17 protein-coding genes and 1 tRNA gene are annotated in these 14,916 nt (G+C 60.7%); 14 read left to right on the plus strand and 4 right to left on the minus strand.

Features of this window, described 5'->3' with window-relative positions; genetic code table 11:
* Positions 1-98 precede the first annotated feature (98 nt).
* The 13 genes from ABJ363_09245 (at position 99) to ABJ363_09305 (ending at position 11,220) form a co-directional block, all read left to right on the plus strand.
* On the plus strand, positions 99-464 hold the full coding sequence (locus tag ABJ363_09245) for a response regulator (protein ID MEP4379172.1): 366 nt from the start codon (positions 99-101) through the stop codon (positions 462-464).
* Between the two features lie 58 nt (positions 465-522).
* On the plus strand, positions 523-852 hold the full coding sequence (locus ABJ363_09250; protein ID MEP4379173.1) for a cupin domain-containing protein: 330 nt from the start codon (positions 523-525) through the stop codon (positions 850-852).
* A 124-nt stretch (positions 853-976) separates the two neighbouring features.
* Positions 977-1,051, plus strand: a tRNA-Val gene (locus ABJ363_09255).
* A gap of 79 nt (positions 1,052-1,130) precedes the next feature.
* On the plus strand, positions 1,131-1,796 hold the full coding sequence (locus ABJ363_09260) for a hypothetical protein (GenBank protein ID MEP4379174.1): 666 nt from the start codon (positions 1,131-1,133) through the stop codon (positions 1,794-1,796).
* A gap of 152 nt (positions 1,797-1,948) precedes the next feature.
* Complete coding sequence (locus ABJ363_09265; protein ID MEP4379175.1) at positions 1,949-2,812, plus strand: CmcJ/NvfI family oxidoreductase; 864 nt, start codon at positions 1,949-1,951, stop codon at positions 2,810-2,812.
* 25 nt (positions 2,813-2,837) lie between these two features.
* On the plus strand, positions 2,838-3,605 hold the full coding sequence (locus ABJ363_09270; protein MEP4379176.1) for an enoyl-CoA hydratase/isomerase family protein: 768 nt from the start codon (positions 2,838-2,840) through the stop codon (positions 3,603-3,605).
* Between the two features lie 99 nt (positions 3,606-3,704).
* Positions 3,705-4,817: an extracellular solute-binding protein gene (locus tag ABJ363_09275; protein MEP4379177.1), complete on the plus strand. Its 1,113-nt coding sequence runs from the start codon at positions 3,705-3,707 to the stop codon at positions 4,815-4,817.
* 149 nt (positions 4,818-4,966) lie between these two features.
* On the plus strand, positions 4,967-6,718 hold the full coding sequence (locus ABJ363_09280; protein ID MEP4379178.1) for an iron ABC transporter permease: 1,752 nt from the start codon (positions 4,967-4,969) through the stop codon (positions 6,716-6,718).
* A gap of 15 nt (positions 6,719-6,733) precedes the next feature.
* Positions 6,734-7,837, plus strand: coding sequence for an ABC transporter ATP-binding protein (locus tag ABJ363_09285; protein ID MEP4379179.1), 1,104 nt, complete (start codon positions 6,734-6,736; stop codon positions 7,835-7,837).
* Positions 7,834-8,952, plus strand: coding sequence for an ABC transporter ATP-binding protein (locus tag ABJ363_09290; protein ID MEP4379180.1), 1,119 nt, complete (start codon positions 7,834-7,836; stop codon positions 8,950-8,952). Before ABJ363_09285 ends, ABJ363_09290 begins: the two co-directional genes overlap by 4 nt.
* Positions 8,953-8,964: 12 nt before the next feature.
* Positions 8,965-9,906, plus strand: coding sequence for a ketopantoate reductase family protein (locus tag ABJ363_09295; GenBank protein ID MEP4379181.1), 942 nt, complete (start codon positions 8,965-8,967; stop codon positions 9,904-9,906).
* A 28-nt stretch (positions 9,907-9,934) separates the two neighbouring features.
* Positions 9,935-10,474, plus strand: a complete 540-nt coding sequence (locus tag ABJ363_09300) for a cupin domain-containing protein (GenBank protein ID MEP4379182.1) — start codon at positions 9,935-9,937, stop codon at positions 10,472-10,474.
* Complete coding sequence (locus tag ABJ363_09305) at positions 10,471-11,220, plus strand: SDR family oxidoreductase (GenBank protein MEP4379183.1); 750 nt, start codon at positions 10,471-10,473, stop codon at positions 11,218-11,220. The genes ABJ363_09300 and ABJ363_09305 overlap by 4 nt, the downstream gene beginning before the upstream one ends.
* Positions 11,221-11,226: 6 nt before the next feature.
* Here the strand turns inward: ABJ363_09305 and ABJ363_09310 are convergent, their stop codons facing one another.
* Both ABJ363_09310 and ABJ363_09315 read right to left on the minus strand, forming a co-directional pair.
* Positions 11,227-11,922 carry a cyclase family protein gene (locus ABJ363_09310; GenBank protein MEP4379184.1) on the minus strand — a complete coding sequence of 232 codons (696 nt, stop codon included), beginning with the start codon at positions 11,920-11,922 and terminating at the stop codon, positions 11,227-11,229.
* A gap of 55 nt (positions 11,923-11,977) precedes the next feature.
* Positions 11,978-12,421 carry a VOC family protein gene (locus ABJ363_09315; GenBank protein MEP4379185.1) on the minus strand — a complete coding sequence of 148 codons (444 nt, stop codon included), beginning with the start codon at positions 12,419-12,421 and terminating at the stop codon, positions 11,978-11,980.
* A 245-nt stretch (positions 12,422-12,666) separates the two neighbouring features.
* Between ABJ363_09315 and ABJ363_09320 the strand changes: the two genes are divergently transcribed.
* On the plus strand, positions 12,667-13,068 hold the full coding sequence (locus tag ABJ363_09320) for a hypothetical protein (GenBank protein ID MEP4379186.1): 402 nt from the start codon (positions 12,667-12,669) through the stop codon (positions 13,066-13,068).
* Between the two features lie 16 nt (positions 13,069-13,084).
* On the opposite strand, the gene ABJ363_09325 is transcribed toward ABJ363_09320, so the two are convergent.
* Both ABJ363_09325 and ABJ363_09330 read right to left on the minus strand, forming a co-directional pair.
* A complete protein-coding gene (locus ABJ363_09325) occupies positions 13,085-14,011 on the minus strand; it encodes an AEC family transporter (GenBank protein MEP4379187.1) in 927 nt (308 codons plus the stop codon).
* Positions 14,012-14,130: 119 nt separating this feature from the next.
* The gene (locus ABJ363_09330; GenBank protein MEP4379188.1) at positions 14,131-14,904 is read right to left on the minus strand and encodes an amino acid ABC transporter ATP-binding protein; all 774 of its coding nucleotides are present in this window, start codon (positions 14,902-14,904) and stop codon (positions 14,131-14,133) included.
* Positions 14,905-14,916 lie beyond the last annotated feature (12 nt).

A 14,916-nucleotide genomic window follows, 5' to 3' on the forward strand; every position in this document is an offset into this window, starting at 1 on the left:
GATTTTCTTCACCCTTTCGAAACCGCTTGGAGGTAGCCTCTGGCATCCCGTGCTGAGGGCGTGGACCCGGACATACGAGGTTAGAGGACAAAGGTTCAATGGCGCGAATCCTGCTCGCCGAAGACGATCAATCGATGCGTGAGTTTTTGGCACGCGCGCTGGAGCGCAGCGGCCACGATGTGACAGCTGTGCCCGATGGCCTGGCGGCGCTCGACGCCGTGTCGGAGCGCGCCTATGAGCTGCTGATCGCGGACATCGTGATGCCGGGAATCGACGGGATCGAGGTTTCGCGTCAGGCGAGCAAGGTGAATGCGGATCTGAAAGTCCTGTTCATCACGGGTTTCGCCGCCGTGGCCATGAATGCGCGTGAGGAAATGGGCGATACGAAAGTCCTGTCCAAGCCGTTCCACCTGCGCGATCTGGTCGATCATGTGGATGCGATCCTGGAAGAACAGGTCGCCTGATGGCATGCCTTTCTTGCTATAGTCCGGCTGGCTTGAAGACAAATCTCTGGAGACGCTCGTGTCCAACACCGCCGAAATTGAATACACACCCGATTCAGATGACCGCACTGCGCAGCCCAGCGAACTCGTCCATGAAGACGACCGATCGCGCGTCATAAAATATACCATCAAGCCCGGTGAACAGACCGGCTGGCACACTCACGAGCTCGACTATGTGGTGGTATATCTCACTGCGGGTGAGCTCACGTCCCACTTCGCCGACGGCACCACGAAGGTGTTTAGCTATGAACCCGGCAAGTCCGGATCCTATTCGGCGCCGGTGGAGCATAACGCAGTCAATACCGGCGACACGGTCGTCGTCGGCTACGAGATCGAGTACAAGCGGTAAGGCTGGCGAATTAGGCGGGTGCGCCTCTTGCCATTGGCGGGGGTGCGGTGTATCACCCGCCCCTGTCGTGGACGGAAGACCGGAGTTGGACTGCCGCCGACGGCGCTGAAACCCGTATCAGGTGGGGCGCGTAGCTCAGCGGGAGAGCACTGTGTTGACATCGCAGGGGTCGCTGGTTCAATCCCAGCCGTGCCCACCATTCCTCGCCTTTTTGATCTTGGCCGACGCGGGGCTGGGGGAAGTTGTCCCGACACGACACTCCGTTCCGGAGGCGCAGCGTGGCGACCGTTCTGGTCCAGATAATAGCAATTGAAGGCACCCCATGGCTGGCTGCGGCGTTTGTCGTTTGCTCCGTGATAGCTGCGGGCTTGCCGGCTGCATTCCGGAATCCTCTGCCGCTCACGGTCGGTTTGCTGGCGCTGTCGCTTGCAGCGACCCTGCTTCCAATATTCGGCTACTGGTTGGCCGGCCGCACACATCCCAATGCGATTGCGGGTCTCCTGCCGTGGAACGATGCGGCAGGCTATTATGGATGCGCACTTGCTGTGCTCGATGGCGAGGGCCTGTCGGCGTTCTGTCAGCGCCGACCTGCGTACGCACTCTATCTCGCGGGATTGCTGCGGGCCGCCGGTACGGAACTGCAACTGGCAATCCTGTTCCAGGCAGTCGTGAGCGGCGCGGCCGCTTTCGTGACGGCATATGCAGCGGCGCGGCGATGGGGGGTGAGCGCGGGACTCATCTCGATCGCGATGCTCGGGTCGTTCATGGCGACAGTCTCCGTGGCGACGCTGACCGAGAATCTGGGTTTCGTGCTGGGCGTGGGCGGCCTCGTGATGTTCCTGTCGGGTGCCGAGCGCCGGTCGGGCTTCCTGCTGGCCGTCGGCGTGTTCGTACTGAGCGTGGCGCTGAATGCGCGCGCGGGCGATGGTGATATCGCACGATGAGTCGGCAGGATTGTACGTGATTCTGACGCTGCGCCGCGATGTTCGTCGGCGTGGGGTAACGGTGCATTCATGGACTCATCGACATACCGGGCCATAGACTGTTCATCAAGCTTGGGAGGACCCGGCGGGTGGTCGATTTGGGAGATTGAACTATGATTCGCGAGGCCGAAGACTCACCGGGCGAAGCAGAGATCACCGCAGCGATCAACTATCTCGTTTATACGGGCGAGGCGCCGGTGTTCAATCAGGCGCACTCTGCGGCTGAGAAAATGCAGATGCAGGGCGCGCGTGTGCCCCAGGACATGCCGATTGCGAACGCGCGCCTTCTGGCAGATGATTTTTCCCTGGATGTGGAGGGTTTCACCTTCGTCGACCATGTCACGCAAGTGACCGACTTCAATGACGATGCACAGTTGGCATCGGTCTATACGCCAGAAATCGAGAAGCTCATCGCCGTTGCCGCCGGTGCGACAGAGGTGGTGGTGTTCGACCACACCCGCCGCTCGACCGAGCGCTCACATCGTGAGGCGCATGCGTCACGCGACCCCGTGCCCGCGCCACACAGCGACTATACCGACGGGTCGGCGGCGCAGCGCATGCGCGACAAGTTCGGCGAGGCGGCCGAAGCGCGATTGAAGGGCCGATTTGCGATTGTGAATGCCTGGCGGTCGATGACCGGGACAATCGAACAATGGCCGTTGACCGTTTGCGATGCGCGCACGATCGATGATGCCCTGCTCTATGCGACCCGCCGTGAGGCGCCGATGCGCGCGGAACCGTCATTCGAATACGACCGCCCAAGCGAGACGCGCCACGCCGCCTATGACGCCAATCACAGATGGGTCTATTTTCCGCGCATGACGCGCGATGAGGTGTTGTTGTTCAAGAATTACGACACGCGCACGGATGGCACCGCGCGCTACGCGCTGCACTCGGCATTCGAGGACCCCAACACCCCGTCCGACCCGGCACCGCGCGAGACCATCGAGACTCGCGCCTTCGTTTTCTACGACTAGATTTGTTTGTTCAGGGAGAATCGTTGTGTCCGACCCCGTCGTCACCGTTGAGGAGGCTGGCAATGACACGCTTGTCGTGCGCCTCAACAGGCCACGCAAGCGCAACGCGCTGTCATCCGAGCTGAAGCGCAAGCTCGCCGCGACAGCGCGGACCCTCGCCGAGCGGGTCGATATCGGTGCGATCATCCTGACCGGCGCGGGCGGCGCGTTCTGCGCGGGCAACGACATCTCCGAGCCTGATTCGTTTGCGCAAGATTTGCCTCTGGCAGAGGCGCGGCGCCACATTCGGCTGGGCTTGGAAATGTGCCGGGCCTGGGAAGCGCTGCCCCAGTTGACGATCGCGGCGGTGGACCGGTTCGCGATCGGCGGCGGCATTTCGCTCGCCCTATCCTGTGACTTCCGTATTCTCCAGACGGGTGCGTGGCTGCGCGCGCCCGAGGTTGAACTCGGCATCACCTATTCCTGGGGTACCCTGCCGCGGCTGGCCCGCCTTGTTGGTCCGGCCCGTGCGAAGCTCATCGCGGGGCTGTGTCGTAAAGTGAATGCCGCGACCGCACTGGACTGGGGCCTGTGCGAGGAGGTTAGCGACGACACCTTGGCAGCGGCGCTGGAAATGGCGGCGGAAATCACCGCGAAGCCCCGGGTTGCCCAGCAAATGGTCAAGGAGTCCGTGAATCGGCTTTTTTCCGGACCCGACACGGCAACCCTCGAACAGGATCAGGTGCTGCTCAACATGACGAGTGGGGAGGCGCTGGAAGTGCAGGCCGAGGCATTGAACCGGACTAAGGGATGAGCCCGAACAACATCTGCTTTCCACGGCCTCACAAATCCGTTACACAAAAAGAAAAAAATTTGGTTTTTCAAATAACGCGGACAAAGGGAGAGGAATTCGATGAATTTCCAACGCAAATCAATCTGGGCGGGTGCCGTTTCGGCGATCGCTCTTCTCGCGGTCGGATCGGTCGCGCAGGCTCAGAACCTGAATGCTGTCGAGGCCAAGCTTGCGCCTCTCGCCAAGGCAGAGGGTTCGGTCACAATCATTCATCCGCTGTTCTCGGACCGGACGGCGCAGCGCATGGCTGCGGCTTTCAAGGCGCGATACAATCTCGGCGATGACTTTGAATTCAATAGCTTGCGTAAGGGCACAGGCGCCACGGTGGCGCAGGTCCGTCAGGAAATTCAGGCGGGCAAATTCACCGTCGACATGATCCTGGTCCACTCGCCGGCGTTCTTCGATCAGGCGGCTGATCGTGGTGCGTTCGTGGAGCTGGAATCCGAAAACTGGGCTGCCAGCGAAAAGCTCGTCAATAGTGCGGGTCAGTATTCGCGTTTCCCGCTCGTGGTGACGCCGCTGGCCTACACCTTCCAGCCGGTTTGGAACACGTCCTGCCCGGGGATGGAGAACTTCAGCGTCGACTCCTATGCGGATGCCGTCGAAGCCTCGCTCAAGGGCAAGACCATTTCCTCGGACATCACCAAGTCGTTCACCTACACGAACACGGTGATTGCGCTGCAGCAGGCCGGTGCCGTGAACTTCGAGGATTTCTGGCCGGAACTCGCGAAGACCGACCCGATCGTCGAGTTCCGCACCGAACCGAAGATGCAGATGATCATCTCCTGCCAGCGTCCGTTCGACATGTGGAACCTCTCGGGCCGCGTGTATCAGAACGTGCTCAAGGCGCCGGACCTCAAGGACAAGCTCAAGATCGGTTCCTATAAGGAAGGCCAGGCGATGCTCGGCAACCAGCTCGCGGTGCTGAAGGGTTCTCCGAACCCGAATGCCGCCAAGCTGCTGGTCGAGTTCCTGCTTTCCGAGGAAGGCTCGGACCTCTTCGTCGAGGGCGAGGCGATCTACTCGTTCCGCGATGGATACAAGGCGCCTGCAGCTGCCGCGCCGTATCTGATGGACCTGTCTCAGCACAAGCTGATCGGCATGTCTGACTGGGTCTCTGCGGTGAAGCAGTACAAAGACGTCCGCGGCGAATGGCAGGAAAACTTCCGCTAGGCCGTTTGGCCTGACGGGGTTGCGGGGTCCGGCTAAAATCCGGACCCCGTGACTACCCTTCCAGCTGTTTACAGTTTTAAGCCTGTAACTCTGTCGCGCGCCGATTTTCGTCGTGTGACCTCATCATGATTTGATCCGGTGGATTTGCCATGACCTCGGAAGCCCTCTCGCCGACACGCGAGCGTTCTCGCCTCAACAATCGCCTGCGCGCCATGGTGACGCAGGAGAACATCATCACATTCATCGTCGCGATTATCGTCGCCGGTGCCGTGATCGTTCCGCTGGCGGTGTTGTTCGTCTCCAGCTTCAAGGTGCTCGACCCGCTGGGTTGGGACACGACCTGGGGCTTCGGCAACTATGTCGAGATGTTCACTGACCGGATCATTCCGAAAGCGTTCGTCAATACGCTGATCATCTCTTCGGGTTCAACGATACTGGCAACTTTCCTGGGCGTGTCACTTGCCTGGATCAACGCCCGCACGAACTGCCCTGGCCGCGATTATCTCGAGCCCTACAACCTGATTCCATTCTTCCTGTCGCCTTTCGTCGGTGCGATCGCCTGGCACAATCTGGGTGAGCCTCAGACCGGTCTTTTGAACAACCTGGCGCGCGACGTCCTTGGAATTGAAGGCGCGATCATCAACATCGACAATATCTGGGGTGTCATCTGGGTCACGGGCATCTTCTTCGCACCGCTGGTTTATCTCTTCGTGGTCGGCTCGCTGCGGCGCATGGACCCCTCGCTCGAAGACAGCGCGCGGACGACCGGCGCCGGCCTCGTGCGTACCACCATGACCGTCACCCTGCCGCTCGTCATGCCGGGTATCCTGTCGGGAGCGATCATCGTCTTCGTGACCAGCGCCGGCGAGTTCGGCGTGCCGTTCAAGCTGTCCGCACCCTATGGCTGGGAAACCCTGACGACCCAGATCTTCTCGAAGGCGGTGGGCGACGACGCCAACCACTTCCTGGGAGCGGCCATGAGCATGGCGCTCGGCATCATCACGGTGTTCCTGATCTGGATTCAGCAACGCTATATCGCGCCGCGCTCGTTCACCACGGTCACCGGCAAGGGATTTCGTCCCAATGTGCTCGATCTGGGCCCGTGGCGCTGGGTGGCGTTCGGCTACAACCTCATGTTCATTGCGGTTGCGGTTGTCCTGCCGATCGTCTGCCTCATCATCGTCAGCCTACATCCGGTGTGGACGGGCAAGATCGTCTGGGCCGACATCACGACGATCAACTATGTGAAGACCCTGTTCTGGTGGCGCCCCGAGGCGATTTCGGCGGCGACCAACGGCATTGGCAACTCTTTGATCCTTGCATTCGGCGGCGCATCCATCGCCATGGTGATGGCGCTGGTCATCTCCTACATGATCCATCGCACAAAGGGCTTCGGCGTGCGGATGCTCGACTTCCTGTCGGTCGTGCCGATCGGCTTCCCGGGCATCGTGCTCGCGATGGGTGTGCTGGTGACCTATATCCAGACGCCGATCTACGCGACCTTGTGGATCCTGATGCTGGCCTACATCACGCGGTTCTTCCCTTACGGCCAGCGCAACATCTCGTCGATCATGCTGGCGATCTCCGAAGAGCTTGACCAGTCGTCGCGGATGGCAGGGGCCTCCTGGTTCACCACCTTGTGGCGGATCACGATCCCACTTTTGAAACCGGGGTTGTTTGCGGGCTGGATCCTGCTGTTCATCATCTTCCTGCGCGAGCTGTCGATCTCGATCATTCTGTTCACGACGGGGACCGAGACCCTTTCGGTCGGCGTCTATTATCTGACGAATTTCGAGAATGAACCGCTGACCGCGGCGCTGTCGATGGCGCAGACGGTCTTGCTGCTGATCGCAATCTATGCCTTCCGCCGGTTCGCCGGGCGCGAAGCTCTCACGGCCTAGGCGGAGGAGTATTTCATGACCAACGAGACACCTCGCGCCTATCTGGAAGTCGATAATCTGGTCAAGTATTTCGGCAACGACAAGGCCGTGGACGGCATCTCCTTCGGCATTCCGAAGGGTTCGTTCCTGACCCTGCTGGGCCCCTCGGGCTGCGGCAAGACCACGACATTGATGAGCATTGCCGGGCTGCATTCGATAGACGGCGGGCGCATTCGCGTCGGGGACACCGTGTTTACGTCACCCAAGGAAGGTCTCTTCCTGCCGCCGGAGAAGCGCGATATCGGCATGGTTTTCCAGAGCTACGCCATCTGGCCGCATATGACGGTGGCCCAGAATGTCGCCTACCCCCTGGAAATCCGGAATTGGAACCAGTCGGACATTGATGACCGCGTTGCCGAGGTGCTCAAGCTGGTGGGGTTGACCGACTGGGCCGACAGCCTTGCGACCAACCTGTCGGGTGGACAGCAGCAGCGGGCTTCGCTGGCGCGCGCGGTCGTATCCAGCCCGAGCCTGCTGTTGTTCGATGAGCCCTTGTCGAACCTCGACCTCAAACTGCGCGAACATATGCGCGTCGAGCTCAAGCGCATTCAGAACGAGGTGGGTATCACCTCGATCTATGTGACCCATGACCAGTCCGAAGCGCTGGTAATGAGCGACGAGATCATCGTCATGAGCAAGGGCAAGATCGAACAGCGCGGTGGGCCCGTCGAAATTTATTCGCAGCCGGTCAACGAGTATGTCAGCAACTTCATCGGTATTGCCAACCTCGTGAAGGGCAAGGTCGTTGAAGTCAGCGAACCGGGCATCGGCAAGTTCGAGGTGGCTCAGGGTGGACAGACCGTGCAGCTGCCGTGCCGCCTCGGCCCCGGGATCGAGGCCGGCGAGGATGCTGTCCTGTCTGTCCGGCCCGAGAATGTTCACGCCGAACGCGAGGGCGGCGAGGGCACGCTGATGGGCGAGTGTACCCATGCGATTTTCCTCGGCAGCTACGTTGACTGCCGCGTGCAATGGGGCGAGTTCGAATGGAAAGTCATCACCCATCCCCGTAATCATCCCCGTACAGGCGAGAAAGTGCATCTGCGCTTCGATGCCGAACACACTCTGGCGGTGCAGCCATGACCACGAATACAAACGTCAAAGTCTCGATCGAGCATCTCTACAAGAGTTACGGTGCGGAAACGGCCGTCAAGGACTTCAACCTGGACATCACCCAGGGCGAGTTCGTGACGTTGCTGGGCCCGTCGGGTTGCGGCAAGACCACGACCTTGCGCTGTGTCGCGGGGCTCGAGCGGCCGGAAGAGGGCGAAATCAGGATCGGCAGCGAGATCGTCGTGGCGCCGGAGAAGGACATCTACCTGTTCCCGGAGCACCGCAATATCGGCATGGTTTTCCAGAGCTACGCGGTGTGGCCGCACATGACCGTGTTCGACAATGTGGCCTACGGGTTACGCGTGCGGCGCGCTTCGGGGTCCGAGATCAAGACCCGCACCATGAAGGCGCTCGAACTTGTCGGGCTCGATCATCTGGCTGACCGGTTCGCGACCAAGCTTTCGGGCGGCCAGCGTCAACGCGTCGCGCTTGCCCGCGCGATCGTCTATGAGCCCGAGGTCATCCTCTTTGATGAACCGCTTTCGAACCTCGACGCAAAGCTCCGCGAACAGATGCGGGACGAGATTGTCCGCCTGCAGAAGGAAGTCGGGATCACCTCGATTTTTGTCACCCATGACCAGTCGGAAGCGCTCGTGATGAGCGACCGCGTCGTGGTGATGGACAAGGCGGTGATACAGCAGATCGGGGACCCCGAGGATATTTACGCCAACCCGGTAAACTCGTTCGTTGCCAACTTTATCGGCGTGACCAGCCTGCTCGAGGGAAAGCTGACCGCGCGCAACGGCGAGGCCTGCGAGATCGAGGTGCAATCGGCAAACGGTGGCGCACCGCTCCATCTGCGCGGGGCCGGAGCATCGGGCGCACAGCCAGGCGATGCGATCTTCCTGAACCTGCGCCCTGAAGACGTGCAGCTGCACCTTGAGGCGCCGGACGTCTCCGACGGGAAGAATGTCATCGAGGGCCAGGTCATCGACACCATTTATCTCGGCAGTTTCCTCGAGGGCCGGGTCCGTGCAAGCGGCCACGAGATCGGCATCCAGATCGACCATTACGAAAATTTGAGTCCTGACCAGACGGTATGGCTCACATTCCAGCCCGAACATGGTCTCTGCCTGACCGACTAGGAACTTATAGTCATGAGTATGCGTATTCTTGTATTTGGTGCTGGCGGCGTCGGGGCATATTTCGGGGGTCGTCTCGCGGAAGGCGGCTGTGATGTAACCTTCCTCGTCCGTCCCAAGCGCCAGGCGCAGTTCGCCGAGCGCGGGCTGGTCGTGCACAGCGACTTCTTCGATGATTTCACCGTCCCGGTTCAGACCGTCACCGCAGACGAATTGTCGGGCGAATTCGACCTGATCCTGGTCGCCTGCAAGGCTTACGATCTCGGGGCCGCGATGGAGGTGATCGCGCCGGCCGTCGGGGCACAGACCACGATCCTGCCGCTGCTCAATGGCATAAAGCAGATCGACCTGATGCAGGCGAAATTCGGTGACGACAAGGTGCTTGGCGGCACCTGCTACATCGGCGCCAAGCGAGACCCGGAAAACGGGGACATTACGCATTTCGGTGATTTTCACCGCATCGCTTACGGCGAGATGGCGGGTGGCATGTCCGCGCGGGTGGAGGCCTTCGCGGCGCTCAACGATGTGGTCAAGTTCGATATCGACCCGAGCCCCAATGTCTCGCAGGTGATGTGGGACAAGTTTGCGATGCTGTGTGCCATGTCGTCGGTCAACACGCTGACGCGCGGCACGGTGGGCGAGATTCTCGACACGTCGTCGGGCCATGCTTTTCTGACTGCCGCGCTCGCGGAATGTCAGAGCACGGCCGATGCGTTGGGCCATACGGTGTCCGACAAGGTTATCGCGACCTATGAAAAAATGTTCTCGACCCAGGGCTCGAAATTTGCCTCGTCGATGCTGCGCGATGTGTTGGCCGGAAACCGCACCGAGGGTGATCACATTATTGGCGATATGGTGGACCGAGCCGAGGCGGCCGGGCTGCACACACCGATCCTGCTGGCGGCGCGTGCCGGGCTTGCGGTTCATGAGAAAAAAGTCGCAGAGACTGCCGCCTAGATACGACTATTTGCGTCAGGAGACCTCGATGGACGTCAACAATCTTTCGGTCACGGAAATGGAAGCCTTCGTGGCGCGATTTTCCGAATTGACCGGGTCCGACGAGGCCTTCGTCGACAGCCGTCTCCCGGGCCACAAGCGGTTCAAGATCAATCTTGTCGGCATGGGCGTGGTCGAGGCCACGGACAAGCCGGAACTCCGCCCGAATATTCCGCTGCCGGCAAAGGGCTTCAATCTCGGCATGATCCAGGCCGAGAAAGGCAATGGCGCCGCGCTGCATTCTCATGAAACGGAAGAAGTCTTCATGCCCCTGATCGGGCCGTGGGAGGTCTACTGGGCGACCGAGGAGGGTGACCGATCGATCACGCTGCAACCGTTCGATTCAATCAGCGTACCGATGGGGGTCTACCGCGGATTTCGCCATGTCGGCGAGGGCACAGGTACGCTCCTGACGATCATCGGCGGGCCGGAGGCCGGGCGGGTAGAATGGCATCCGACGATCACCGATGCGGCCTCCGAGACCGGCCTGGCTCGTGACGCGGCAGGCGATCTGCAGGTGACGGCATGAGTGAGATTGTGCATGCCGCGCTGGTGACCGGCGCGTCCACCGGCCTGGGTCGCGAGACGGCGCTCACCTTGGCGCGCGCAGGATTCAATGTGGCGCTGGCGGATCGTGAGATCGGGCTTCTCGATGAGGTGATGACCCACCCGGACCTTGCGGGTGTAACGGCCATGCCGGTGGAGATTGAGCTTTTGTCCGAGACGAGCATCCGCGACGGGGTCGCGGCGGCCATCGCGGGGCTCGGCGGGCTCGACACGCTGGTCAACAACGCCGGCCGCACGCTCCTGGCGCAGGCGGTCGACGTCACTTGGGAAGAATGGGACTCGGTCATCGGCATCAATCTCAAGGGTGCTTACTTCGCGGCCGCGCGGCTGGCCGAACATTGCATTGCCGAGGGAAAGCCCGGATCGGTGGTCAATATCGCCTCGACCCACGGGATGACCGGGTTCGCAGGTCGTTCCGTCTACGGTATTTCGAAGGGCGGTCTCATCCAGATGGCCCGCATGCTGGCCATCGAATGGGCCGACGCGGGCATTCGTGTAAATGCCGTCTCACCGGGAACCGTGATGACGGAATCCCGCCAGAAACTCCTGAAAGATCCCGAGCATCGCGCGCGCATGCAGGCCCGTATCCCGACCGGGCAGTTTCCGCAGGCCCAGGAGATCGCCGACGCCGTGCTCTATCTCGCGAGCGCCGGCCCGTCGCTCACGGGCCAGGTGATCGCGGTCGACGGTGGGCTGACGGCCGAATAAGTCCGCTTATTCCTCGCCGAGCACCGCAACCGCGCGAATGGGACTGCCCGTACCGCCGCGGATCTTTAACGGAAAGCCGATAAACCGAAACCGCCCCTTGCCCACGACCTTGTCGAGGTTGGTGAGCCCTTCCATATGGGTGAAGCCCATGTCACGGCACACCAGATGCACCTCGAAATTGTCCTTGCCGGGGCGACCGGGGCTCACCGCCTCCACACCGAACATGACGATGCCCTTGTCACCCAGCCATTCGGCGGATTCCTTCGTCAGCCCCGGAAAATCCGTGAGGAATTCCGGCGTGCCGAAGGTGCGGTCGTAGTGGGCCATATAGAGAAACACGGTGTCGCGCGGTTGAATTTCGACGCCGGCGGCCTTTTCGGCGGCTTCGAGCTCTTCCACGGAAATCCGGCTTTTCAACTCCTTATGAGACAGATCGAGGCAAACGGCCTCGGTGTAGAAATCCTCAAGCGGCATTTGGTCGACCGACAATGCATTCGGGTCGGCGTCGAAATGCACCGGCGCGTCGACATGGCTGCCGGTGTGCTCACCGAAAGACATGAACTTGGATGCGATGGAGAATTTGACCCCCTCTGCCTCGCGGTAGGTGTCATGGGTGTTCCAGTCGGTGATGACCGCGGGCGGATGGTTCACCAGGGTCGGGCATTTATGAAAAATCTCGCCGCTCAGGTCGACCAGTTGCATGGCTTTTTACTCCCCCATAATACCCGCCGGAATTAGTCTTCCGCGACGGGTTGAATCAGTTCTCGTTTTCGTAAGTCTCGACGCCGCCGAGATCGGACAGGTCCTCTTCCCGGCCGCGCAGTTCAACGGTGTTGCGGTCGGGGTCGCGTACAAAGACCGAGACATGGCCTCCGCGCCCGAACTTGACCGGCCCCTGCGTTACTTCGATGCCATTCTCGTTTAGAAGGCGGATGGTTCCGGCAATGGTGTCGACCCGGAAGGCCACGTGAGTGAAGCCCGGATACTTGGTGTCGACATCCATCAGGATATTGTCGCCGCCATTGTCATCGTTGGCGTTGAACACGAGGTTCAATTCGACCCCGGCATCGTTTTCCACCACGGCTACCGGGTCATTGTCTGCCTTGTGAACAACGCTGAACCCGAAAATTTCATAGAACGCCATGGCGCGGTCGAGGTCGGCCACGCGAATACCGATATGGTCGATGGTTTCAATCTTCATGCTGTGGTGTCCTCCAAACGGGTGTTCGAGACGAGTTTAGTCCTGTGTCTCCATTCGGCCAATGTGTCTGGAGCGCAATTCATTGGCAGGCTACACGTTGTTTGTTCGTGCGCGACCAGACCTCCGGTAAAAGCCTTTATTGACTGTTTCCAAAAACAACTTGAACACGAATGATGTAGATGAAGGGTTCTCGCACCTTGTTCAGGTTGCCGGGTGTGTGAGGGGTTCGGGTAACGGGGGAAACCATGCTTGCAGGTCGTGTCGTCGAAAAGCTTTTGCTCAATCAAGCAGGAATAACAAAAGTCGCGATCGGATTCGTTGTTGCCTACGGGGCGGGCTGGTTCAAGGGTTGGGACCTCTTGTCAGAATCCCTGTCCACGCAGTCGCTGGGCGGTGCGGTCGCAGTGCAGGGGGGCATTCTGGCAGATCAGGCGGCGCGGGTTGTCGAGATGTCTGGCTATGGCCTGCTGGCGCTGACAGGCGCATTGGGCATTTCAGCGTTTGTCGGTGCGGTGTTTGACGAGAAACGAGGTCTGGTCGGGGTCGTGGTCGGTTTGTTGGTTTTGACCATCGTCTTGTGTGCCGTTGCGTATGCCAAGGGGATATTCGACAGCGTCGCTCTGGCAATGGAACTGGCCCGCGCGTGACAGGAATATTACCGGCCTAGCCAAACACCGCCAGCATCACCGGAACCGTAAACACGGCCAGCAACGTCTGGGTCGTCAGGATTCCGGCCATCAGCTCATGGTCGCCGCCCATCTGCTTGGCCAACACATAGGACGTGATGGCGGTTGGCTGACTGTGGAACAACACCAGCATCGCCAGCACCGAGGCCTCGAGGCCAAGCAACGTGCCGAGTCCGACGGCGACGGCGGGCAGGATCAGGAGCTTGCCGAGGCTGGCGATGAATATGCCCGGCAGATGTACGCCGACGGTTGCGAGCCGCAGTCCGGCGCCTGCCGTGAGGAGTGCCAGGGGCAGTCCGGCGGCAGCCAGCAAGGCGAAGGTCGAGTCCATGACCTGTGGCACCGGCAAATGGGTGAGGTTCACGGCGATCCCGACCAGGGTGGCGACGATAAACGGGTTGGTCGCGAGGCGTTTAATCAATGCACCGATGTCGGCCTGCCCATCACGTCCCCAGCGGGCCAGAACCAGCACGGCAAAGATGTTTACCATTACGGTAAAGAATGCGACGGCGATGATCACCAGCGCCGCACCATCGGCGGGCAGGAGCACCGGCGCGGCGGCGAGGGTGATGAAGAAGTTGGCTCGTATCGAACCCTGAAACACGGACGTAAACCCGACATCGCCCTCGACAAGAATCCTGGACAGGAGCGGACGCAATGCCAACAGGATCAGCGCGACGACGATCACGGCGCCAAGAAGCGCGATGACCATGCGTGAGAAGGGCAGGGAGGCGAGGTCCGCATTGTACAAGTCATGCACGACGAGGGCCGGGATCAGGACGAAGTAGGCCAGCTTCTCCGCCGGACGCCACATGGCCTCGTCGTGCAGCCACAGGGCCTTCAGCGCCCAGCCGATGGCGATAAGCAGGAATACGGGCGCGAGCGCGAGAAAAGTTTCAAGCATGGATTTTCTGCGTGTGAGGAACCGGGCGATGGCCCGCATATTTCGACAGGTTCAACATGGCGGCCTCGTCCTGAGCCTGCCGACAGACCGGGCCCGCATTTTTCTATTGGTGCGAAACGTCAGTGGCTCAGTATCTGGCTGAGGAAGAGCTTGGTTCGGTCCGACTGCGGGTTGTTGAAGAACGCGTCGGGGTTGTTTTGCTCCACGATCTGGCCCTCGTCCATGAAAATCACCCGGTCGGCAACCTGCGAAGCGAAACCCATTTCGTGGGTGACCACCAGCATTGTCATGCCGGTCTCCGCGAGATCGACCATCACGTCGAGCACCTCTTTGATCATTTCGGGGTCGAGTGCCGAGGTCGGCTCGTCGAACAGCATGATCTTGGGCTTCATGCAGAGCGAACGCGCGATGGCGACGCGCTGCTGCTGGCCGCCGGAGAGCTGACCGGGGAACTTGTCGGCCTGTTCGGGGATCTTCACCCGCTCGAGATACTCCATCGCCACCGCCTCGGCCTCCGCCTTGGGGGTCTTGCGGACCCAGATTGGCGCCAGGGTGCAGTTCTCCAGCACCGTGAGGTGGGGGAACAGGTTGAAGGACTGGAACACCATCCCGACCTCCCGGCGCACGGCGTCGATGTTCTTGAGGTCGTTGGTCAGGCGGGTGCCATCCACCACGATGCGCCCTTCCTGATGTTCCTCCAGGCGGTTGATACAGCGGATCAGGGTGGACTTGCCGCTGCCCGACGGGCCGCAGATGACAATCCGTTCGCGCTCCGCGACATCCAGATTGATATCGCGGAGCACATGGAAGGCGCCATACCACTTGTTGAGACCATCAATCTCGATGGCGGGTGTTTCCGATGGTGCAGGCACGTGATCTTCGGTTACGGACATATGGTCCTCCGG

The organism is Alphaproteobacteria bacterium, from assembly GCA_039980135.1.
Classification (GTDB): domain Bacteria; phylum Pseudomonadota; class Alphaproteobacteria; order UBA6615; family UBA6615; genus UBA8079.

What these genes read in the sequence shown, in the direction of transcription:
- ABJ363_09285 (MEP4379179.1), top strand. Translation starts at nt 6,734, where the DNA reads ATGACCAACGAGACACCTCGCGCCTATCTGGAAGTCGATAATCTGGTC.
- ABJ363_09315 (MEP4379185.1), bottom strand. Translation starts at nt 12,421, where the DNA reads ATGAAGATTGAAACCATCGACCATATCGGTATTCGCGTGGCCGACCTC.
- ABJ363_09280 (MEP4379178.1), top strand. Translation starts at nt 4,967, where the DNA reads ATGACCTCGGAAGCCCTCTCGCCGACACGCGAGCGTTCTCGCCTCAAC.
- ABJ363_09290 (MEP4379180.1), top strand. Translation starts at nt 7,834, where the DNA reads ATGACCACGAATACAAACGTCAAAGTCTCGATCGAGCATCTCTACAAG.
- ABJ363_09305 (MEP4379183.1), top strand. Translation starts at nt 10,471, where the DNA reads ATGAGTGAGATTGTGCATGCCGCGCTGGTGACCGGCGCGTCCACCGGC.
- ABJ363_09245 (MEP4379172.1), top strand. Translation starts at nt 99, where the DNA reads ATGGCGCGAATCCTGCTCGCCGAAGACGATCAATCGATGCGTGAGTTT.
- ABJ363_09310 (MEP4379184.1), bottom strand. Translation starts at nt 11,922, where the DNA reads ATGCAACTGGTCGACCTGAGCGGCGAGATTTTTCATAAATGCCCGACC.
- ABJ363_09300 (MEP4379182.1), top strand. Translation starts at nt 9,935, where the DNA reads ATGGACGTCAACAATCTTTCGGTCACGGAAATGGAAGCCTTCGTGGCG.
- ABJ363_09320 (MEP4379186.1), top strand. Translation starts at nt 12,667, where the DNA reads ATGCTTGCAGGTCGTGTCGTCGAAAAGCTTTTGCTCAATCAAGCAGGA.
- ABJ363_09330 (MEP4379188.1), bottom strand. Translation starts at nt 14,904, where the DNA reads ATGTCCGTAACCGAAGATCACGTGCCTGCACCATCGGAAACACCCGCC.
- ABJ363_09265 (MEP4379175.1), top strand. Translation starts at nt 1,949, where the DNA reads ATGATTCGCGAGGCCGAAGACTCACCGGGCGAAGCAGAGATCACCGCA.
- ABJ363_09295 (MEP4379181.1), top strand. Translation starts at nt 8,965, where the DNA reads ATGAGTATGCGTATTCTTGTATTTGGTGCTGGCGGCGTCGGGGCATAT.
- ABJ363_09325 (MEP4379187.1), bottom strand. Translation starts at nt 14,011, where the DNA reads ATGCTTGAAACTTTTCTCGCGCTCGCGCCCGTATTCCTGCTTATCGCC.
- ABJ363_09275 (MEP4379177.1), top strand. Translation starts at nt 3,705, where the DNA reads ATGAATTTCCAACGCAAATCAATCTGGGCGGGTGCCGTTTCGGCGATC.